Annotated in this window: 19 protein-coding genes; 11 read left to right on the plus strand and 8 right to left on the minus strand. The window is 36.8% G+C overall.

The genetic code is table 11. From position 1 onward, the window contains the following. Positions 1 to 4 precede the first annotated feature (4 nt). The 3 genes from ACGH47_RS05155 to polA all read right to left on the minus strand — a co-directional run bounded on the left by ACGH47_RS05155 (position 5) and on the right by polA (position 6,149). Positions 5 to 1,615 carry a YdbH domain-containing protein gene (locus ACGH47_RS05155; RefSeq protein WP_411622882.1) on the minus strand — a complete coding sequence of 537 codons (1,611 nt, stop codon included), beginning with the start codon at positions 1,613 to 1,615 and terminating at the stop codon, positions 5 to 7. A 59-nt stretch (positions 1,616 to 1,674) separates the two neighbouring features. After that, positions 1,675 to 3,105: a glutamate--tRNA ligase gene (gene gltX / locus ACGH47_RS05160; RefSeq protein WP_411622883.1), complete on the minus strand. Its 1,431-nt coding sequence runs from the start codon at positions 3,103 to 3,105 to the stop codon at positions 1,675 to 1,677. A 269-nt stretch (positions 3,106 to 3,374) separates the two neighbouring features. Then, the gene (gene polA, locus ACGH47_RS05165) at positions 3,375 to 6,149 is read right to left on the minus strand and encodes a DNA polymerase I (RefSeq protein ID WP_411622884.1); all 2,775 of its coding nucleotides are present in this window, start codon (positions 6,147 to 6,149) and stop codon (positions 3,375 to 3,377) included. A 203-nt stretch (positions 6,150 to 6,352) separates the two neighbouring features. Between polA and folE the strand changes: the two genes are divergently transcribed. From folE to ispH, 6 genes are all read left to right on the plus strand, one after another. Beyond that, on the plus strand, positions 6,353 to 7,012 hold the full coding sequence (folE, locus tag ACGH47_RS05170) for a GTP cyclohydrolase I FolE (RefSeq protein ID WP_220216270.1): 660 nt from the start codon (positions 6,353 to 6,355) through the stop codon (positions 7,010 to 7,012). 14 nt (positions 7,013 to 7,026) lie between these two features. After that, positions 7,027 to 7,539, plus strand: a complete 513-nt coding sequence (locus tag ACGH47_RS05175; RefSeq protein WP_411622885.1) for a hypothetical protein — start codon at positions 7,027 to 7,029, stop codon at positions 7,537 to 7,539. A 199-nt stretch (positions 7,540 to 7,738) separates the two neighbouring features. Beyond that, positions 7,739 to 8,677 (plus strand): bifunctional riboflavin kinase/FAD synthetase, encoded by a 939-nt coding sequence (gene ribF / locus ACGH47_RS05180; RefSeq protein ID WP_267350226.1) that lies wholly within the window; start codon positions 7,739 to 7,741, stop codon positions 8,675 to 8,677. Positions 8,678 to 8,715: 38 nt separating this feature from the next. After that, positions 8,716 to 11,523, plus strand: a complete 2,808-nt coding sequence (ileS, locus tag ACGH47_RS05185; RefSeq protein ID WP_267350225.1) for an isoleucine--tRNA ligase — start codon at positions 8,716 to 8,718, stop codon at positions 11,521 to 11,523. Between the two features lie 105 nt (positions 11,524 to 11,628). Beyond that, positions 11,629 to 12,099, plus strand: coding sequence for a signal peptidase II (lspA, locus tag ACGH47_RS05190; protein WP_411599273.1), 471 nt, complete (start codon positions 11,629 to 11,631; stop codon positions 12,097 to 12,099). A 1-nt stretch (position 12,100) separates the two neighbouring features. After that, entirely contained in the window at positions 12,101 to 13,048 is a 948-nt protein-coding gene (gene ispH, locus ACGH47_RS05195; RefSeq protein WP_065558502.1) for a 4-hydroxy-3-methylbut-2-enyl diphosphate reductase, read from the plus strand. 4 nt (positions 13,049 to 13,052) lie between these two features. Here ispH and ACGH47_RS05200 read toward each other — a convergent pair whose 3' ends face one another. Continuing rightward, positions 13,053 to 13,307 carry a YfhL family 4Fe-4S dicluster ferredoxin gene (locus ACGH47_RS05200; RefSeq protein WP_220216264.1) on the minus strand — a complete coding sequence of 85 codons (255 nt, stop codon included), beginning with the start codon at positions 13,305 to 13,307 and terminating at the stop codon, positions 13,053 to 13,055. 265 nt (positions 13,308 to 13,572) lie between these two features. On the opposite strand from ACGH47_RS05200, the gene ACGH47_RS05205 reads away from it, so the two are divergent. Further along, positions 13,573 to 14,769 (plus strand): efflux RND transporter periplasmic adaptor subunit, encoded by a 1,197-nt coding sequence (locus ACGH47_RS05205; RefSeq protein ID WP_411622886.1) that lies wholly within the window; start codon positions 13,573 to 13,575, stop codon positions 14,767 to 14,769. A gap of 1 nt (position 14,770) precedes the next feature. After that, positions 14,771 to 16,741: a MacB family efflux pump subunit gene (locus ACGH47_RS05210; RefSeq protein WP_411622887.1), complete on the plus strand. Its 1,971-nt coding sequence runs from the start codon at positions 14,771 to 14,773 to the stop codon at positions 16,739 to 16,741. Positions 16,742 to 16,897: 156 nt separating this feature from the next. Here ACGH47_RS05210 and ACGH47_RS05215 read toward each other — a convergent pair whose 3' ends face one another. After that, positions 16,898 to 17,599 (minus strand): DsbA family protein, encoded by a 702-nt coding sequence (locus tag ACGH47_RS05215; protein WP_411622888.1) that lies wholly within the window; start codon positions 17,597 to 17,599, stop codon positions 16,898 to 16,900. 16 nt (positions 17,600 to 17,615) lie between these two features. Then, the gene (locus ACGH47_RS05220) at positions 17,616 to 17,882 is read right to left on the minus strand and encodes a YihD family protein (RefSeq protein WP_065558498.1); all 267 of its coding nucleotides are present in this window, start codon (positions 17,880 to 17,882) and stop codon (positions 17,616 to 17,618) included. Positions 17,883 to 18,168: 286 nt separating this feature from the next. On the opposite strand from ACGH47_RS05220, the gene mobA reads away from it, so the two are divergent. After that, on the plus strand, positions 18,169 to 18,753 hold the full coding sequence (gene mobA, locus ACGH47_RS05225) for a molybdenum cofactor guanylyltransferase MobA (protein WP_411622889.1): 585 nt from the start codon (positions 18,169 to 18,171) through the stop codon (positions 18,751 to 18,753). Positions 18,754 to 18,777: 24 nt separating this feature from the next. Here the strand turns inward: mobA and ACGH47_RS05230 are convergent, their stop codons facing one another. Then, positions 18,778 to 19,806, minus strand: coding sequence for a threonine aldolase family protein (locus tag ACGH47_RS05230; protein WP_411622890.1), 1,029 nt, complete (start codon positions 19,804 to 19,806; stop codon positions 18,778 to 18,780). 85 nt (positions 19,807 to 19,891) lie between these two features. Here ACGH47_RS05230 and mobB point away from each other — a divergent pair, with 85 nt between their 5' ends. Beyond that, a complete protein-coding gene (mobB, locus tag ACGH47_RS05235; protein ID WP_411622891.1) occupies positions 19,892 to 20,398 on the plus strand; it encodes a molybdopterin-guanine dinucleotide biosynthesis protein B in 507 nt (168 codons plus the stop codon). 92 nt (positions 20,399 to 20,490) lie between these two features. Here mobB and grpE read toward each other — a convergent pair whose 3' ends face one another. Then, positions 20,491 to 21,075, minus strand: a complete 585-nt coding sequence (gene grpE / locus ACGH47_RS05240) for a nucleotide exchange factor GrpE (protein WP_065558494.1) — start codon at positions 21,073 to 21,075, stop codon at positions 20,491 to 20,493. Between the two features lie 157 nt (positions 21,076 to 21,232). Here grpE and nadK point away from each other — a divergent pair, with 157 nt between their 5' ends. Beyond that, entirely contained in the window at positions 21,233 to 22,111 is an 879-nt protein-coding gene (nadK, locus tag ACGH47_RS05245) for an NAD(+) kinase (RefSeq protein WP_411622892.1), read from the plus strand. Positions 22,112 to 22,217 lie beyond the last annotated feature (106 nt).

The following is a 22,217-nucleotide window of genomic DNA, read 5'->3' on the forward strand; positions in this document are numbered from 1 at the left end:
TCTTTCATTTATCATGATTTTTTTTCAATCGTGCTTCAATTCGTTTACGAATCGGTTCACTAATTTGGTCTGATAAGAGTAAACTGGTCATTAATTTAGCGATATTTTCTTCAAGCGTGATATTTAAATTCACCGCTTTACCATTTTGCACATCTAAATTATTTCCTTGAATAGTCAGACCCAACTTAGCAATATCATTAGCGTAATCAACTTTACTCGATAGCTTAGTATAATGAAAATTTTTAAGAATATCAGTGAGTATTTTCATATTTGGATTATTTTTTACATAATCTTTTAGCGCTGAATTTTCAAACTGTAATTCACCCTGATTAGTTGAAACTAGTTGACCATTTTTAATTACCAACTTATATGATAGCTCATTGTTGTTTTTAACTTCGCTTAATGTAATTGGTAAGATGCCATCTATCGCCCCATTACCGGCAAGCCCTTCAACCGGATATTTGGCTAACACATCTTTTAACTGTATTTGTTTTAGTCTGACATTAATTTGTTGAGGCAATCTGGTTAAATTCAATTTTCCTTTATCAACAAACAGCTGACCAGAAAATAGCCTCGCTTGTAATTTTTTCCACGTAATGATGCCTCTTGTCGGAGCAGTTAAAGTTGATGAATAAGCGCCAGCAACATTAACTTTTTCAAAACCGATGCCAAGATTGATTTCTTGGATATGTAAATCAGATGTGGAAAGCGTAAAATTATTGTTGTTAACCGAAAGATTAATATTACCTGTTGCCGATTTAATCTCACTATTTTTATAAAGACCATTAAACTCACTAATCGTTAATTGACCTGTCGCTGAGGTTTGATTCAATTGAAATGGAAGCGGTGACTGAACTTGAAAGCGGATATTTCCTCTTAGATCATTAACAATGAAATCTTCCGAAACATTCGCTTTTTTTAAGCTAAATGACGCATTATCCAAATTGGTTAGTGTAAGCTGTTTTTGAGTTATCGATCCTTTAAACGGTAAGGATAAATCGCTATTTTGTATGCCAAATTGAGCTAATGAGGTCGTTAACATGCCATGTTGAATCTCAATACGGGAATCGGCTTCATTAAATTGTAAAACAGTCGATAACTTTGCAGCATATTGGGTATTGGTGGATAACTCAAGCTGTATAGCTTGTGGCTGTTTATTCATATCTAGCTTGATATCAAACAAAGGCACTTTGTTTTGATAAAATCGCAACGAATGAATATGAATAGCTTTAGGTAACCAATACAACATTGATGAAAAAGATGAGGTATCAAATTCAGATCGATCAAGATGATCAGCCTCGCCATCAACTCCATGATCGCTAATATTCTCTACTTTAGCGTTAACGGGCTGCCAATAGATATCTACATTTTCTGCTGATAGATTTGACCACGAAACATGCAAATTTTTTGCCGTTAAGGATAATTGTGATTGCTGAGAAACGGTAAAAGTATCAAATGATAGCCCATCCAAACTAATATTGAAGCCATGCCAATCTAAGGTTAACTGATTTTTTTGCTTAAAAGACAACCAATAATGCCATCCAAACAGACCTAGCAATGAAATAATCAGCATAAAAATAAATGAAAACCAATAGCGTTTTTTCAAGCGAGCCATAAATAAACTCTCTACTTAGCAAGGTTTATTGCCGAGTGTTGCTCGGCAATACAATAATATTACGCTGGTGACTGTTCTCGCTGTGCGATATAAGCTAATGCTTTATCAATTCTAGATAGTGTTCGTTTTTTGCCAATGGCAAATACCGTTGCATCCACGGATGGCGATTGCCCAATTCCTGTTACTGCAACACGCAATGGCATCCCCACTTTACCCATTCCAACATCAAGTTCAGTCGCCGTGGCTTCAATAGCATGATGAATTTTATCAATTTGCCAGTCAAAATCAGCAATTGCACCAATTTTAGCTTTGATGAGTTCTAACGGCTCTTTAGCTACGGGGCGCAAATGTTTTTTAGCGGCATCAGCATCAAAATCATCAAAATCTTGATAACAATAACGGCATGATTCCGCCATTTCTTTAAGTGTTTTACAACGTTCACCAAACAATTTAATAATTGTGATTAAATCCGGGCCTTGTGTTAAATCATAGCCTTGATGATTCATATGCCAAACTAAATGTTGAGCGACATAATCAGCATCTAAATGATTAATATAATGATGATTTAACCACAATAATTTTTCAGTATTAAACGCACTAGCTGATTTGCTTACTGCATCTAATGTAAAATAACTAATCATTTCAGGCACGGAGAATATCTCTTGATCACCATGTGACCAGCCTAAGCGTACTAAATAATTGAGTAAAGCTTCCGGTAAGTAGCCATCATCACGGTATTGCATAACACTCACCGCACCATGACGTTTAGATAATTTTTGCCCGTCATCTCCTAAAATCATGGATACATGACCATATTCAGGAAGCGGTGCGCCTAATGCTTTGAGAATATTAATCTGACGAGGTGTATTATTGATATGATCTTCACCACGAATCACATGCGTAATTTCCATATCCCAATCATCCACTACAACACAAAAATTGTAAGTTGGTGAACCGTCTGTTCGTCGAATAATTAAATCATCAAGCTCTTTATTGGCAATCTCAATAGGACCACGGATTAAATCGTTAAATACGACAATACCGTCAATCGGATTGGCAAAACGGACAACATGCGGTTCACTATGGTTATGTTGTTTTTGGACTTCATCACAACGACAATGACCATCATAACGGGCTTTTTCGCCCTTAGCCATTTGCTCTTCCCGTAATTTTTCAAGGCGTTCTTTTGAGCAATAGCAACGATAAGCTGTTCCTTTGGCAAGCATTTCATCAATCACTTGATTATAGCGATCAAAACGTTTAGTTTGGAAATAAGGACCTTCATCCCATGATAATTCTAACCAATTCATTCCCTCCATGATCGCTTCAATGGCTTCTGGCGTTGAACGCTCTAGATCAGTATCTTCAATACGCAAGACAAATGCACCTTGTGCATGACGGGTATAAAGCCAAGAATAGAGCGCAGTACGTGCTCCTCCAACATGTAAATAACCGGTTGGGCTTGGTGCAAAACGGGTTTTAATTTTCATGAAATAATCCTAATAATAATAAAAAAGAGCACGTAAACGAAAAAAGCGTTAACTGCGCTCTTTTATTCAATTCGGTTAACTAACTAACCAGAATAATAACATTTTGATATAAATTCAGTTTCGTTACTTATTCTAACACGCTAAAAGGTTTGAGCAATAGCCTATTCACGCCTTAAAATCGATCACAAATTTTCAAGATGTTTAAGCTTAAGCTTGCATTTAAATCTAAAACCGTAAACATCTTATAATTTACTAATGCTGATGAAAAATTAGTGTGCTTCATCCCAATTATCACCGACGCCAACATCAACTTTTAATGGCACAGATAATTGATAACAATTTTCCATAATGGATTTGATTTGCGCACTGTACTTATCAACCAATTCTTGTTTGACTTCAAACACTAATTCATCGTGTACTTGCATCACCATTCTAATATTGCCAGACGGTTGGTTGTTAATCCAATCACTCATTTTTATCATCGCAGTTTTAATAATATCCGCCGCTGTACCTTGCATTGGCGCATTAATTGCTGCTCGTTCGGCTCCTCGTTTTTCTATGCCGTTAGTCGAGGTGATTTTAGGCAGATATAAACGTCGACCAGATAAGGTTTCGACATAACCTTGCTGTGCTGCCAATTGACGGGTCTCTTCCATGTAAGTTTGTACCCCCGGATAACGTTCAAAATAGCGATCGATATAAAATTGCGCCTCTTTTCGAGGAATATTGATTTGTTTTGATAAGCCAAAAGCACTCATTCCATAAATCAAACCAAAATTGACTGCTTTAGCGCGTCTACGTTCTTCCGACGTCACATCTGATTCAGGTTTACTTAATACTTCACTCGCCGTCACACGGTGGATATCTTTGTCATGGGCAAACGCGTTGAGTAAACTTTTATCTTGCGATAGATGTGCCATGATGCGTAATTCAATTTGTGAATAGTCAGCAGAAATAATCTTATACCCTTCTGGTGCAATAAATGCTTGGCGGATTCGACGCCCTTCTTCATTGCGTACCGGAATATTTTGCAAATTAGGATCATTGGAAGATAAACGTCCTGTTACTGTCCCAATTTGATTATAATTTGTATGAATACGATGATCGATAGGACTAATCATTAAAGGTAATTTATCTGTATAGGTATTTTTAAGCTTGGCCAGTCCACGATAAAATAGAATCATACGCGGTAATTCGTACTCATTAGCCAATTCACTCAACACATCTTCACTGGTTGACGGATCACCTTTTGGCGTCTTTTTCAATACGGGCAATTGATGCTTATCAAATAAAATTGCTTGAATCTGCTTTGGTGAAGCAGGATTAAATTTTTCACCGGCCAATGATTGAAGTTCGGCTTCCGTCGCCATTAACTGTTTGGCAAGTTCATGGGAATAATCATTTAACTGTTTAGCATCAACCAATACCCCTGTTCTTTCCATTTCAGCCAACACAATGGCTAAAGGCATTTCAATATCAGTAAACAGTTTAGTTAATTTTGAATCTTTTTCTAACTCTGGCCACAGTTTTTCATGTAATTGTAACGTGATATCTGCATCTTCTGCTGCGTATTGTGTCGTTTTTTCAACATCAATAGCATCAATCGTTACTTGTTTTTTATCCTGCTTGGTTAGCTCATTATAAGTGATGGTTTTATGATTCAAATAACGACTAGCCATGCTATCCATATCGTGTCTTTCTGTACTATTTAGTACATACGATTCAAGCATGGTATCAAAGGCAATACCTTGTACTTTAATACCATAGTTAGCCAGTACGCTGTAATCAAATTTAGCATTTTGCGCGATTTTTTTAATCTTCGGATTTTCAAGCACTGGCTTTAATTTCGCCAGCACGCTATCAAGCGGTAACTGCTCGGGAACACCAAGATATTGATGAGCAAGCGGAATATAAGCTGCTTCATACGGAGTGATACTGAGCGAAAGCCCGACTAATTTAGCATGCACATGATCGACATTATCCGTTTCAGTATCGAATGCAAATTGTTGACTTTGGGATAATTTGGTTACCCACTGATCTAATTGTTTATCAGTCAAAATGCATTGATAATCAGTCTGCTTATTTTTGGCGGATGAATGTTCTTGCGCCAATAACGGCATATTCTGGTTCACATTGACCGCTGATGCTTTTTGATTTTTTAAAAAACTGCCCGATATCAACTCTTTTTGCCAACGATGAAAGCCATAATAAGCAAATAATTCGTTTAATGCATTAACATCCATATCGCTCGACATGAGCTGTTCATTAGTAAAATCTAATTGCACATCGGTTTTAATCGTTGCCAACAAATAAGACAACTCGGCTTCTTTCTGATTATCAATCAATTTTTGTTTTAACGATTTTGCGCCACGGATTGATAATTTTTCAATATCATCTAAACGCTGATAGATATCTTTAACACTGTTAAATTCAGTTAATAAACTTTGAGCCGTCTTTTCACCTACTCCCGGAACTCCTGGGATATTGTCAGACGAATCGCCTCTTAATGCTAAATAATCAATAATCTTTTCGGGTGGCACACCAAATTTTTCCATCACGCCTTTCGGATCAAGCACCGTATTATTCATGGTATTAATCAGGGTAATTTTATCACTGACAAGCTGTGCCATATCTTTATCACCGGTACTGATTAAAACGTCCAGATTCTCTTTTTCAGCCTGCCTTGCTAATGTACCAATCACATCATCCGCTTCCACACCTTCAATACAGAGTAAAGGCAGCCCCATAGCTTTTAAAATAGTGTGAATTGGTTCAATTTGCGGACGAAGATTTTCCGGCATTGCCTCACGTGTGGCTTTATACTCACTATAGATTTCGTTACGGAAAGAGCCGCCTTTAGCATCGAAAACAACAGCAATATGTGTCGGATTGTACTGATTAATCAGACTACGGATCATATTGATGACACCAAAAATAGCCCCTGTTGGCTCACCTTTGGCATTGGTTAACGGCGGACATGCAAAAAAAGCACGATAGAGATAAGAAGATCCATCAATCAGGATAATTGGTGTTTTATTTGGCATTAGTATTACCCAAAGGTTATTCGCTATAATGGTTAACAGTATACCCCAATTAACAACAATATTCTTATTATCTACAACAATAAAATGTAAAAATCTTTCATATTTACACAATGTTTTAATAGAAAGTTTTAACTTAAAAAACTGTATATTGCAAAATGAGTATTATATAATACTGTATCTTTTTTAACCTGAGTATACGATTAATGACACAGTTAAGTCTTGCTGCACAAAAAGTTAAAGATGCACTGGCAGCTAAAAATCTTGAAACCCCTTCTTGTCGTTTAGCAATGGATAATAGTGAGCGCAAGGCAAAAATCGAAGAACATTTTCGTGAGATCATGAAATTAATGGAGTTGGATCTTACTGATGACAGTCTTGCCGAAACACCACATCGTGTCTCTAAAATGTATGTTGATGAGATTTTTTCTGGGCTCTATTATGAAAATTTTCCCAAAATCACACTCATTGAAAATAAAATGCAAGTCGACGAGATGATCACCGTTCGTGATATTACCTTAACCAGTGTATGCGAACACCATTTTGTCACCATTGACGGCAAAGCCACCGTCTCTTATATCCCTAAAGATAAAGTTATTGGCTTATCCAAAATTAATCGAATTGTTGAATTTTTTTCACAGCGACCACAAGTACAAGAAAGGTTAACTCAACAAATACTTGTTGCCCTTCAAACCTTACTTGGCACAGTAAATGTGGCGGTCTCAATCGATGCGACTCACTATTGTGTGAAAGCCAGAGGCATTAAAGATTCAAGCAGTATGACAACCACGACTGCACTGGGTGGCGGATTTAAAACCAATCCAAGTACCAGACAAGAATTTTTAAGAGCATTACATCACTATTAATATAAGGATATTCAATGAAATTTTTATCACTCATTTTTATGATATTATTGATAACAGCATGCTCTGAACAGGAGTCTAATAATTCTAATAATAACGATAAATTTATTGGTTTTTGGGTAGAAGGTGGTCCCGATTTTAAATATACTGCAACCTATGCCAATCTTGTTGAAATAAGTAAACAAGGGGATAATTACTTTATTAATGAAAACTATGTTTATGGTAATGATCAAACCATTGCGATGCGAAAAGTCACAAAACCCCAAGACAATTTCGATGGACTCGCTTATCCATCAGAAAGAAATTTTGGTTTAGAAAACAGAGTGACTTTTCATGGTGATAACTATTCAAAAATCGGTATATTTAATACAGTTTTCTTTCGAATTTCAAAAGAAGAAGCAGAACAAATTAAACGTGATGTAAAAGAGTGCGAAGAGATAGAAAAAAACCGTTTTTTTATTCCTATAGCGCAACAAGCTGAATATAAAAAACGGGCAAATGAACTGGCTTATTGTCGGATTTTTTGGTAACAATCAAAATTGACGTAAACCTAAATTCAGCGGATTTTTGTAACAATCTTATGGGAATTGAATATTTAACAATAATCAAAACCTAAAACTCAAATACAAAACAACCGAAAATCAGCTTTATATTACGTGCATCTTCAAGAAAGATTGGTATAATTCTCGGCTACTTGAGTTAAATTACACAGTTAAATAACACATTTTCATGAAGATCATTCGCGGTATTGCTAATTTAAAAAATCAATTTTCCCAGTGCGTACTGACATTGGGCAATTTTGATGGCGTACATTTAGGACATCAGCAATTAATTAACCATTTAATCACCCAAGGTAAAAAATTAAATCTACCAACCGTGGTTATGCTATTTGAACCGCAACCGTTAGAGTTTTTTTGTTCGGAAAATGCCCCTTCCCGATTAACCTCATTTCAAGAAAAAGTGATTTTTATTGAAAAACTCGGTATCGACTATATTATTGCTGTTCCGTTTACTCAAACCTTTGCCAAAATGTCTGCTGATGACTTTATTCAAGCGTGGTTGATAAATCAGTTACGGGCCAAATATATTATTATTGGTGATGATTTTCGGTTTGGGTTTGAACGTAAAGGGGATATTCATCTTCTTGAACATTATGCACAAAAAAATGATTTTACTGTCGAAAGCATGCCAACCTACGTTTGGAATCAGTTACGAATTAGTAGTACCGCGGTGCGTAAAGCTTTACTCAACAATGATTTTGAATTAGCACGTTGCCTATTAGGGCGTCCGTATAGCATTCAAGGGCGTGTTATTCATGGCAATGCATTAGCAAGGCAATTAGGTTTTCCTACGGCAAATATTCAACTACACCGCAAAAAACCAGCCTTACACGGTGTCTATTTAGTTAACGTCAAAAATTGTTGTAGCCAACAATCTTATTATGGCATTGCTAATATTGGTATAAGACCAACTATTCAAGGAAAAAAAGCCATTTTAGAAGTGAATCTATTTGACTTTTCGGGTGATATTTATGGACAATATTTAGACGTAACCTTCCTCGAAAAATTACGAGACGAGAAAAAATTTGACTCTATAACAGCGTTGAAAGAACAAATTACACAAGATGTTTGCACTGCGAAAAAGATCAGTGCACAATTAACCAATTAAGAAAGTAGTATCAACAAAATTAACTGGAATAAATCAGCATGACAGATTATAAAAATACATTGAATTTACCGGAAACCGGTTTCCCAATGCGAGGTGATCTTGCCAAACGCGAACCGGCGATGTTGCAAAACTGGTACGATAAAGAACTTTATCGCAAAATCCGCCAAGTAAAAAAAGGGAAAAAAGCCTTTATTTTGCATGATGGCCCTCCTTATGCAAACGGCAAACTTCATATTGGTCATGCAGTTAATAAAATTATCAAAGATATTATCATTAAATCAAAAGGTTTAAGCGGTTATGATTCCCCATATATTCCAGGGTGGGACTGTCATGGTCTGCCAATCGAACAAAAAGTTGAAGAACAAGTTGGCAAACCAGGCGTAAAAGTGACACCGGCTGAGTTTCGTCAAATTTGTCGTGACTATGCTGCTTCTCAAGTTGAACTACAAAAAGCTGATTTTATACGTATGGGTGTATTGGGTGATTGGCAAAATCCCTACCGCACAATGAATTACGATACGGAAGCAAATATTATTCGAGCGTTAGGTAAAGTCATCAAAAACGGGCATTTAGTCAAAGGGGCAAAACCTGTTTACTGGTGTACAGATTGTATGTCTTCGTTAGCAGAAGCAGAAGTAGAATATTATGATAAATCTTCACCCGCTATAGATGTAAAATTTAAAGCGGTGGATAACCAAGCTGTTGCGAGTAAATTTGGCGTTCATACCGATTTAACTATTTATGCCGTGATTTGGACGACAACACCTTGGACATTACCCGCTAGCCGAGGTATTGCCTTAAATGCTGAGTTTGAGTATCAACTGGTACAAATAAACGATAAAGAATGCTTAATTTTAGCCACTGATCTGGTCGAATCCGTCATGAAACGTGCCGAAATTTCAGAATGGAAAATTCTTGGCAGCTGTAAAGGTGATGCGCTTGAGCTATTACGCTTTAAGCACCCTTTCCTTGATTTTGATGAACCCATTGTACTTGGTGAACATGTTACGGTTGACGCTGGTACTGGTGCGGTGCACACTGCGCCCGGCCATGGTGCGGAAGACTTTTTAGTTGGTCAAAAATATGGGCTTGAAGTTGCTAACCCTGTTGGTGGCAATGGGTGCTATTTACCGGGCACAGGTGCAGGTTTAGATGGCTTATTTGTATTTAAAGCGAATAAAGTTGTGATCGACATATTAAAAGACCACAATGCGCTACTTCATTTTGAAAATATTGAACATAGCTATCCATGTTGTTGGCGTCACAAAACACCAGTTATTTATCGTGCAACACCGCAATGGTTTATTAGCATGGATAAACAAGGTTTACGTGCCCAATCATTACAAGAAATTAAACAAGTTCGCTGGATTCCGGATTGGGGACAAGCACGAATTGAGACAATGGTTGCTAATCGCCCTGACTGGTGTATCTCTCGTCAACGTACATGGGGCGTACCGATGACGTTATTTGTCCACAAAGAGACCGAAGAGCTACACCCCGATACCCTAGCACTGGTTGAAAAAGTCGCTAAATTAGTTGAACAACACGGTATCCAAGCTTGGTGGGATGCAGATATCAAAGATTTGCTTGGTCCCGATGCAGACGATTATCGCAAAGTGCCAGATACCCTTGATGTCTGGTTTGATTCAGGATCAACTTTCTTTTCGGTAGTCGGTGTACGCCCTGAGTTTGAAGGGCACGAAGCTGACATGTATTTAGAAGGTTCAGATCAACATCGTGGTTGGTTTATGTCATCATTAATGCTATCAACAGCGATTGATAACAAAGCCCCTTATAAGCAAGTGTTAACGCATGGTTTTGTGGTTGACGGTCAAGGTCGAAAAATGTCTAAATCGTTAGGCAATATCGTTACCCCACAAGAAGTTATGGGTAAACTCGGAGCGGATATTCTACGTCTATGGATTGCTTCGACTGATTATTCGGGTGAAATGAGCTATTCTGACGAAATCATCAAACGTGCAGCGGATAGTTACCGTCGTATTCGTAATACAGCTCGCTTTTTACTGGCTAACTTAAACGGCTTTGATCCAGCTAAAGACATGATCAAACCTGAAGATATGGTGGTACTTGATCGCTGGGCGGTCAGCATGGCAAAAGAGGCACAAGATCAAATTATCCAAGCTTACGAAAGTTATGATTTCCATAAAGTCGTACAACGTATTATGCAATTCTGTTCAATCGAAATGGGATCATTCTATTTAGATATTATTAAAGATCGTCAGTACACCGCCAAAAGTGATAGCGTTGCTCGTCATAGTTGCCAAACTGCGTTATATCATATTGCTCAAGCAATGGTACGTTGGATAGCGCCGGTACTATCTTTTACCGCTGATGAAATTTGGCAATATTTACCTTCAGCTGAAAAATCAGAATTTGTATTTGAAGATGAATGGTATAACGAACTATTTAGTTTATCCGATAACGAAACATTAAATAGTGAGTATTGGGCGCAAATTCTAGCAATTCGTAGCGAAGTAAACAAAGTGCTAGAACAAGGTCGTAACGATAAAGTGATTGGTGGTTCTCTTGAAGCCGCTGTTACCCTTTATGCAGACGATCAGATTGCCACAGCACTCGCTAAATTAGAGAACGAATTACGCTTTGTACTACTCACTTCACAAGCCAGCGTGAAACCACTAGACAGTGCGCCACAACAGGCAGTACAAAGTGATATAGCCGGTCTTAAAATCGAGCTCACGAAAGCGCAGGGTGATAAGTGTCCTCGCTGTTGGCATTACACCATTGATAATGAACCAACAACACATTTATGTAAACGCTGTGAAGAAAATATTCATGGTAAGGGTGAAGTTAGACATTTCGCCTAGCAATAGAATGACAGATAAACACGGCTATAAGACAATAGCTTATAGCCATTTATTACATTAAGCGCCGACAACAGTCGGCGAAATATCATCATGAGCATGAACTTTATGAAAAAAGAGAATGGACTTTACTGGTTACTTATTAGCACAATTGTGTTCTTTGTTGATATTGCTAGTAAATTTTGGATCCTAACTAAATTCAACCTTTATGAATCAATCAACGTGTTACCTTTCTTCTCGATTACTTATGTACAAAATATTGGTGCTGCATTTAGTATTTTTGAAGGTCAACGTTGGATGCTTGCAGCCGTTGCTTTACTCATTAGTGGTGCCATTGTGTATATGCTTTATCGTAACAAACGACAGCAAAAATTAGAAAATTTTTCACTATCACTTATATTAGGTGGTGCTTTAGGCAACCTATTTGACCGCCTTTATCATGGTTTTGTGGTTGATTTTCTAGATGTAAATTTCGGTAGCTGGCACTACCCAACCTTTAATATTGCTGATTGTGCGATTTGTATCGGTATTGGATTATTTATTTTAAGTAGTTATAAAAAACCCCAAAAGACCGAATAACATGCAAATTATTTTAGCTAACCCTCGAGGTTTTTGTGCTGGTGTTGATCGAGCTATCACGATCGTTGAACGCGCACTTGAACTCTTTGGCGCACCTGTTTATGTTCGCCATGAAGTGGTGCATAACCGCTATGTGGTTAACAACTTGAAAGAGCTAGGCGCAATTTTTATTGAACAAATTGACGAAGTCCCTGACGATAGTATTCTTATCTTTTCTGCGCATGGTGTATCTAAAGCGGTGCGTGAAGAAGCAAAAAAACGAAAACTTCGTATCTTTGATGCGACTTGCCCATTAGTGACTAAAGTTCATATGGAAGTGGCAAGATCCAGTTATCGTGGTGAAGAAGTGGTCTTAATCGGTCATGCCGGGCATATTGAAGTGGATGGTACATTAGGTCAATACAATAATCCTAATGGTGGTATTTATTTGATTGAATCGATAAACGATGTTCAAACATTACAAGTCAAAAACGAAGATCACCTATGCTTTACCACCCAAACAACCTTATCAGTGGAAGATACGGCGGAAATCATTGCTGCCTTAAAAGTACGATTTCCTAAAATCCGTAGCCCGCGTAAAAATGATATTTGTTATGCTACAACCAATCGACAACAAGCCGTAAAACAACTTTCATCCCAAGCAGATGTGATACTTGTCGTCGGTTCAAAAAATTCATCCAATTCCAACCGATTAGCTGAACTTGCCAGACGCAACAGTAAAAATGCCTATTTGATTGATTATGCCACCGATATTGAGCAAGAATGGCTAACTAATGCTCGCACGGTGGGCGTAACAGCAGGCGCATCTGCGCCCGATATTTTAGTGCAACAGGTTATTGAACATTTGAAAAGTTTGGGTTGCACATCACTGATCGAAACAGACGGAATTTTAGAAAATATTACCTTTGAAATTCCTAAAGAATTGCGTATTGAAGTAAAAGCAAACTAACGGGTTAATTTGTGTGTTTTAGTTGCTCAAATTTTGCCAATAGCTGATCATGGGTCTCGATATGCTCAGGATCAGCAATAATAGCATTTTGAATGGGGCAAACACGCTGACAAGTTGAATGATCATAATAACCGACACATTCAGTACATTTGTTGGGATCGATTTCATAAGTATCAAACCCCATAGAGATAGCCTCGTTAGGACATTCAGGCTCACACATATCACAATTAATACATTTACTGGTTATTTTTAATGCCATTGCTCAATTAACTTTATCATCTCCAAAAAATTTGCGCCATTATAGCGCAATCCTTCCTAATTTCTAAAAAAGAATACAGCTATCATGTTCATGATAAACCAAATAAGTTTGAATTTATTGAAATATTTCAATATAAATTAGATAATTTAGCCTGTATTATTTTCATAATAATTACAATTTATTAAGAATAGTTATCAATAACATTTATATTATTACGCTACAATGCTAAAACGATTAAAGAATAGAATAAAAGGATGAAAAGATATTGTTAAAGTTAATTAAATTCAAAAATATAGTGATTGCTATTTTTCTGTTTGTGCTTCTCTATATTATCAAGCTGATCGTTTTTCCGTCACAATCGCCAGTGAATTATATTACCTCACCTGTGACTAAAGTTAATATTGAAAAAACGGTACTGGCTGATGGAACAATTAGCGCATTCAAGCAAGTCAGCGTGGGTGCGCAGGTTTCGGGTCAGATCAAAAAGTTATATGTTGAATTAGGTGATCAAGTTAAACAAGGAGACATGATTGCTGAAATTGATGACTTAAAACAAAGCAATGATTTGAAACAAGCCGAAGCTTCGCTTAGTAGCCTTGAAGCACAACGTAAATCAAAACAAGCCAACTTAATTAATTACCAACTGACTTATAATCGCCAATTAAAACTCGTCAATAAAGGGGTCGGCGTTCAATCCGATTTAGATTCAGCCAAAGCCGATCTCGATGCAATCAAAGCCGATATCGCTGCCTTAGATGCAAATATCATCAGTGCACAAGTCGCTGTTGATACAGCCAAAGTGAATCTTGGTTATACCAAAATACGATCACCTATTGATGGCGTGATTGTCGCCATACCCGTTGATCAAGGTCAAACCGTTAACTCTGTGCAAAGTGCACCAACCATTGTGAAAGTTGCACAATTGGATAAGATGACCGTTGAAGCACAAATTTCAGAAGCGGATGTCATTAATGTAAAAAAAGGAATGCCCGTCTATTTCACCATATTAGGCGAACCTAATAGACGTTTTGACGGTTTAACATTACGCGCCATTGAACCTGCGCCAGATTCGATTAATACGGAAAGTTCATCAAGTTTAAGTTCTTCGTCATCCACCACCAAAACAGCAATTTACTATAATGGATTATTCGATGTTGATAATCCTGATCATATTTTACGAATTTCCATGACAGCCCAAGTTTATATTGTTTTATCTGAAGCAAAAGATGTATTGGCAATCCCATCTCAAGCAATCCAAAAAAATTTGACAGGTAATAAAGCAATTGTCTATGTACTTAATCAACAAAATAATGCTGAAGAACGAGAAGTCAGTTTAGGTATCAATAATAATATTAATGTGGAAATCAAATCCGGACTTAAAGAAGGGGAAGTCGTCATTATTGGTAGTGACAATGGCGCATTATTCAATCCTAATGGACGCACGCCGAGGATAAGATTCTGATATGACAAACACTAATAATCCGCTGATCAAACTTGAAAACATTGTTCGTGAATTTCCAGCTGGCGATTCAACCATACAAGTGCTTAAAAGCATCAATCTAACGATTAATGCTGGCGAAATGGTTGCCATTATTGGTGCGTCTGGTTCGGGCAAATCAACATTAATGAATATTTTAGGTTGTTTAGATAAACCAAGCTCTGGTGTCTATACCATTGGAGGACGAACCACCAATCAATTATCACCTGATGAATTAGCTGAATTACGTCGTGAACACTTTGGTTTTATCTTTCAACGTTATCATTTGCTAAACGCCTTAACGGCACAAGGTAATGTTGAAATCCCAGCTATTTATGCCGGAATCACCAATGAACAACGGAAAAAACGAGCTATTGAAATATTAACCCGTTTAGGGCTTGAAGATAAGATTAATAATAAACCCAGTCAATTATCTGGCGGTCAACAACAGCGTGTCAGTATTGCTCGAGCCTTAATAAACGGCGGACAAGTTATTTTAGCAGATGAACCGACGGGCGCACTTGACCGTAAAAGCGGCTTAGAAGTCATGGCTATCTTGCGAGAACTTCATAAACAAGGGCATACCGTCATTATTGTGACACATGATAGCAATATTGCCCAAAGTGCAGAACGGATTATTGAAATCAGTGACGGAAATATTATCTCTGACTCAATCAATCCTAACTATCACGCAGAAGAAGAGGATCATCGCCAAGTCAAACAGATCGAAACGACTAAAACCCAAGACAACTTTCAAGCTAAGTATAATCGTTTTCGAGATGCCTTTAATATGGCAATATTGTCGATGCTTTCTCAACGATTACGAACTTTTCTTACCATGCTTGGTATTATCATTGGTATTGCCTCGGTAGTTTCAATGGTTGCCTTAGGCGAAGGCACAAAACAAAAAATATTATCGAATATAAATTCGTTAGGGACAAGCACACTCGAAATTTATCCCGGAAGCGGATTTGGGGATCGCAACGCAGATAAAATTACCACCTTACGCTCATCCGACGCCGACTTTTTAGCAAAACAAAGTTTTGTACATAGCACGACCCCAAATCTGGCAACATCAGTCTATTTTCGGGTTAAAAATTTGGCTGTAACGGGGACTGTAAATGGTGTGGGAGAGCAATTTTTTGCCGTTCGTGGCTATAACATTACCCAAGGTATTGCGTTTGATCAGACCAGTGTTGCTTCGTCAGCACAAGATGCCGTTATCGATGAAAATACCGTTAAACAGCTATTTAAGAATGAAAATCCAATCAGCAAAATTCTGATGGTGGGTCAATTACCGGTACGAATAATTGGTGTTGCCACAAAACAACAACAAGGTTTTGGTAATAATGAAAGCCTTAACATCTGGCTTCCTTACACCACAGTCATTAATCGCATGGTAGGACAAACCTCGTTAAGAAGTATTACGGTTAGGGTCAATGATAATGTTGATTTATCGATTGCTGAACAAGCGATTAATAAAATCATGATACAACGTCATGGTGTTAAAGACTTTTTTATTTTTAATTCAGATAGCATTCGTGAAACCGTTAACTCCTCAGCTTGGGTATTAACATTATTAATTTCAACCATTGCATTTATCTCACTGTTAGTGGGGGGGATTGGTGTTATGAATATCATGTTGGTCTCTGTCACTGAAAGAACCCGAGAAATTGGCGTACGCATGGCAGTGGGTGCTCGTTCAAGTGATATACTGCAACAGTTTTTAATCGAAGCGGTATTAGTATGTCTTATCGGTGGTACATTAGGCATCTTATTATCATTTGTGGTTGGTGGGATTTTCAATTATGTTGTCACATCCTTTGCGATGCGTTTTTCTATCATTTCAATTATCGCTGCCTTTAGTTGTTCAAGTGTCATTGGCATAATTTTTGGTTATTTTCCAGCTAAACGAGCCGCCAAACTTGATCCGATTTATGCTTTAGAACGAGAATAACGTTTTTAAAACCTCACCTAAAATTAAAATCCCTCTGCAATCATGATATTGCAAAGGGATTTAAAATAACAACCTTAAAAATTGTCATCATGTTACATTCAAATACTATGACAATTTATCGCACTCAAAACAGATGTTTTAATCAATAACACTCGCTTAATTTTTGGTTTTCGGATCTAAGCCGACTAAGAACGAAGTCACTCTTAAATAATCATTAATAAATGCTTGTTCATCAGATATATTAAGTCCTTTGGAATTGACATAAAACTTGCGATTAACGATAACAGAAGGTATTGAGTTTGGTTTCAATTCTTTAATGGCATCGGTTTGTTGTGCCATAAAAGCTTTAACTAAAAAATTGTCTTTCGTTTCATCAAACGTTTTACTATCCACACCTAACCTTAAAAATACCGCTTTGATGTCGTCAGCAGTTTTTATGCTACGCTCTTCTTGTATTGCCTGATAAAAAGCGTCTGAAGCTTTATCTTGAATACCAAGTACATTAGCTATCGCCCATGCTTGAGCAAGTTCCTTGGCAAGTGGCCCAAAATCCTCTAAATGATAACGTTTAAATTTTACCCCTTCTGGTAAATCCTTGCTGATAAGTTGTGCACCATGATATTTTGTTTCAAATCGGTAGCAACTAGGACAATTAAATGAAAAAAACTCAATCACTTCTTTGTCTGGTGATGGATTAGTCGGTAGTACAACATACTGAACACCTTTTTCAATCGGTGCTAATGGTGCCGTAATAGTCGGTGTTTGATCTTCCTTAGAGTCAATACTTGCGGGGGCTTGCTCTGCAAAACTATTTACCGAAAAAAGTAATACTCCCAAAGCAATAAACGTCTTTTTCATTAGTCAATTCTCCTTATTATTTAATAATGCCACGCGCTTTTAACAAGGCACTTTTAAAATCATCTTCATAATCTTTTTTCAGACCGGGGATAGCTTCATTTTTATCAGCGTCACGCATTTTTAAATGATAAATCAGAACCTCATCACTTAACTCTTTTAAGTCGCCTTCAAAACCTGCTTCTTGCCCTAACTGTGCAAGAAATTGTAACAGATTCAGATCTGAGTCTTTTTCCCAGGCTGCCTGTAATAACTCCATTAATTCATCAATACGATGACATTTCATAATTCATACCTTTTTGTATACTTCAAATTAATTGAAGATGATGAGATAAAATTAATATTAAATATTTAACGCTATAAATTCTGTCACAGAAACATAAACAATAGTAGCGATTCTTTTTACTAAATACAAACGACACGTTAAAAGTCATGGGTATCGACTTATCTTTCAATACAATTTAATGTCTATGAAATAATTGTGATATGTCTAATTTCCCTTATAACTTAAATTAATTTTGCTATATAGTAATGCTATTTAGATTTTTCGCAATGTGAAACAGAGACATTTTATGGGCAAACTACCTATTACAACAATTATCTTAGCTGGCGGAAAAAGTACCCGAATGAATGGTAACGATAAAGGATTATTACAGCTAAATGGTAAACCGCTTTATCAACATGTCATTGATCGTATTGAATCACAAACAGATTTCATCATGATCAACTGTAATCGCAATCTGAATCAATATCAAAAGGCAGGCTATCCTACCTTCATTGATGATTTAGCGGGTTATCATGGCCCCCTTTCCGGCATTTACAGTGGGTTATTACGTAGCACTACCGACTGGAACTTATTTGTCAGTTGTGATACGCCTTTTTTACCTGACGATTTAATCTTTCGTTTAACCCAACACACCACGACACATTACGCTATTTATCCCTTTGACGGGCGGTATCATCATCCAACCATTTTATTGATTCATAAAACCATAATTACCCCACTTAAAACTTATTTGGCACAAGGTGAACGTAAATTGATGTTATTTTTACAACAAATCAATGCTTATGCTGTCGATTTTAGTGATAAACCATCATGTTTTACCAATATTAATACCCCTGAGATACTTGAGCAACTCACTCAATCAAAAAAATAAATCTCTTATTTCTAGATTAAACTGCTATTTAATCCATTTTGTTAGGTGTTTAGCAAAATCGTCTATTTCAACATCCTGTGTTGCCCAAGAAGTACAAAAACGTAACCCGATATGTGCCTCATCAATTGCCCCAAGATTATCGACCGAATAATGTGCAAGGATTTTCTTGGCTAATCGTTTTGGCACACTAACAAATAATTGATTGCTTTGTGGTTTACTTAAGAATGAAAATCCAGCATTTTCAAACAGTGTTTGCAGTTTATCTGCCATATAATTACTATGCTTACCCAGTTTGATATACAAGTTGTTTTGCATCAACGCATTCATCTGTACGGCAACAATCCAACTTTTAGCTAAAATTGCGCCTTTTTGCTTCATACTAAATCGAAAATCTTGGTTAATCGTCAGGTTATTAAACACCAATGCTTCACCCGCAAATGCCCCCACTTTCGTGCCACCTATATAAAAAACATCGGTATATTTAGCTAAATCCGGAAAGGTTAGATCATTATCTTTAGCCGCTAATGCCATTGCCAAACGTGCACCATCTAAATACAGATAAAGTTGATTATTTTGACAAAATTGATATAGCTTTTTAAGCTCTTGCTTACTATAAATAGTACCAAGTTCGGTGGTGTTTGAAATATACACTAATTTAGGTTGTACCATATGTTCATCATGATGATGTGCCAAAACGGGTTTTAGCAATTCAGGCGTCAATTTTCCATCTTGGCTTTTCACCGTTAATACTTTATGTCCTGTTGCTTCAATCGCCCCTGTTTCATGCACATTAATATGTCCACTTTCGGTCGCAATAACCGCTTGATAAGGTTTTAAAATATGTGAAATAACTGTTAAATTCGTGATAGTTCCACCTGGCATAAAATGTATATCTGCATTCGGCGATTTTAGACGCTTTTTGATATTTTCTTTAGCTTGATGACAGCACTCATCTAAACCATAGCCACTTAACTTTTTATTGGTCGTTTCAACAAAGCTTTTTAACAAGCTTGGATGCATTGTTTGGTTATAATCATTCAAAAAATCATACATATCATTACCTTTATTCCGCCTTCATTTTTTAATATGATGTTATATTAATCGCATCTTCAATATAACACGATAAAGCAGAGAGTCTATGAACAATACAAAAATGATTGGAATTAGTGGCTATAGTGGCAGTGGTAAAACGACCCTTCTCAAGAAAATAATTCCTTTATTGGTCGAACAGGGTTTTCGCATTGGCTCGTTAAAGCATGCGCATCATAATATTGAACTAGATATTCCCGGAAAAGATAGTTATGAACTGCGAAAAGCCGGTTCTTTACAAACCATTATTGCTTGTGATAACCGCTATGCATTTATTGAAGAGACCCCAAACAATCCTGTCGATTTAACGACACTGATTAACCAATTTAGCCATGTCGATATCGTTTTGGTTGAAGGATTTAAAGAAGAGAAAATACCTAAAATTATTTGTCATCGGCATACAAATCAACCTCAGCTGTATATTGACGAATATACCTTAGCCATCGCCAGTGATGAACCATTAGAGAGTCATCTACCTGTATTTGATATCAATCAAGCCGATCCAATCGTTGAGTTTATAAAAGGATATTTATCATTGCCAAAACAGCATAAATAGAAAATAAAGGGTGTATTAACCTATCTTTTAAGCAAACTGAAACAAAAAAGGGAAATACTTCATTTCCCTTTTATTTCAGCATAATCGCTTATTTATTTCGCAACAATCACCATTGCCGGACGAATTAAACGACCATTTAAGGTATAACCTTTTTGAATGGTATTGACGATTTGACCTGATTGATGATCTGGCGATTCAACCATGCTAATCGCTTGGTGAACATCAGGATTTAATTGTGAATCTACTGTGTTAATCACTTCAATCCCAAACTTTTTGACGGTATCTAAAAATGATTTTAAGGTAAGCTCTAATCCTTCAACAGTTGCTTGATGTTCAGGATTATTTTTATCGGTAGATTCTAGAGCTCGCTCTAAATTATCGATAACTGGCAACAGTTCATTCGAAAATTTTTCTAACGCAAATTTTCGTGCTTTATCAACGTCTTGTTCAACACGTTTACGAACATTATCAATCTCAGCACGGGCACGAATCATCGCCTCACTCTCATTTTTTTTCGCAATTTGTAATGCCTGTTCTAATTCAGCAATACGTGCATCTTTCGCTTTTAATTGCTCCTCGTAATTCGGTTCAGCTGGTGCTTCTGATTCTTTTGGTTCTTCTACCGCTACATCAATGTTAGGTTCATTTTCTGACATGTTCTTGTCTTGCTCTGTCATAAGGTACTCCAAATATAGTCGAAAACTTAGTGAATTAAGGTTATTATGGGGACGATTTTTGTTATTGCAAGGTTATCTCTATAGGTTAATATATATTTTTTTATTTTTAATTAAAAAAATCAATGATACTTAAATAAAAAAATGACAAGGATATTTTATGGGTGCACCATTTAAATGTATTGGTTTAGTTGGCATTCCACGCAAATTAGACGCTATCGAAACCCACAGAGTGCTTTATGATTGGTTAATCAAATTAGGTATTCGTGTTTTAGTTGAAGACCGATTAGCGGAATTTATTAAATTTCCAGCCAATGTCTATGCCAATTTGGATACGATTGGAGAACAAGCTAATCTGGCCATTGTTGTTGGTGGCGATGGCAATATGTTGCGTTCGGCTCGCTATTTATCACACTATAAAATTAGAGTAATCGGCGTGAATCGGGGTAATTTGGGCTTTTTAACCGACATTTCGCATGAGCAAGTCGTGGAACAGTTAAGTCCAGTTATTGCCGGAGAATATGACGATGACCCTCGCTTTTTACTTGAAGTTTCAATTTATGATAATGGCAATCTCATCAATTCCGGTTTTGCCGTTAATGAAATTGTCGTTACGCCCAACACGGTTGCGCATATGATTGATTACGATGTGTATATCAATGAACGCAATGCATTCTCACAGCGTGCGGATGGTTTAATTATTGCAACCCCAACCGGCTCTACCGCCTACTCCTTGTCTGCTGGTGGACCAATTTTAGCGCCTCACTTAGATGCACTCATTATTACACCAATGTTTCCACACTCATTGGCGGTAAGACCATTAGTCATCAAAAGTGATAACCCTATCCATCTTAAGTTTCCAACCACTGCATTAGATTTGAATATTGCTTGCGATAGCCAAATTATTTTACCGGTCAAACCAAGCTATGATGTTATTATTCGACGTTCTGGATATGAATTTAATTTAATTCATTCTAAAGATTATGATTATTTTAATAACCTTTCCAGTAAATTGGGTTGGTCACAAAAAATGTATTAAATCATTTAGCTAACCACTTTTAGACAGAAAATCATTATCGATTATGGCTCGCAGGTAATCATTTTAACCTGCGAGCATACCAAGAAGGTAAAAATGCTGTTATTTT

Origin of the sequence: Gilliamella sp. CG16 (genome assembly GCF_046635785.1) — a bacterium.
In the GTDB taxonomy this organism is placed as follows: Bacteria; Pseudomonadota; Gammaproteobacteria; order Enterobacterales; family Orbaceae; genus Gilliamella; species Gilliamella apicola_I.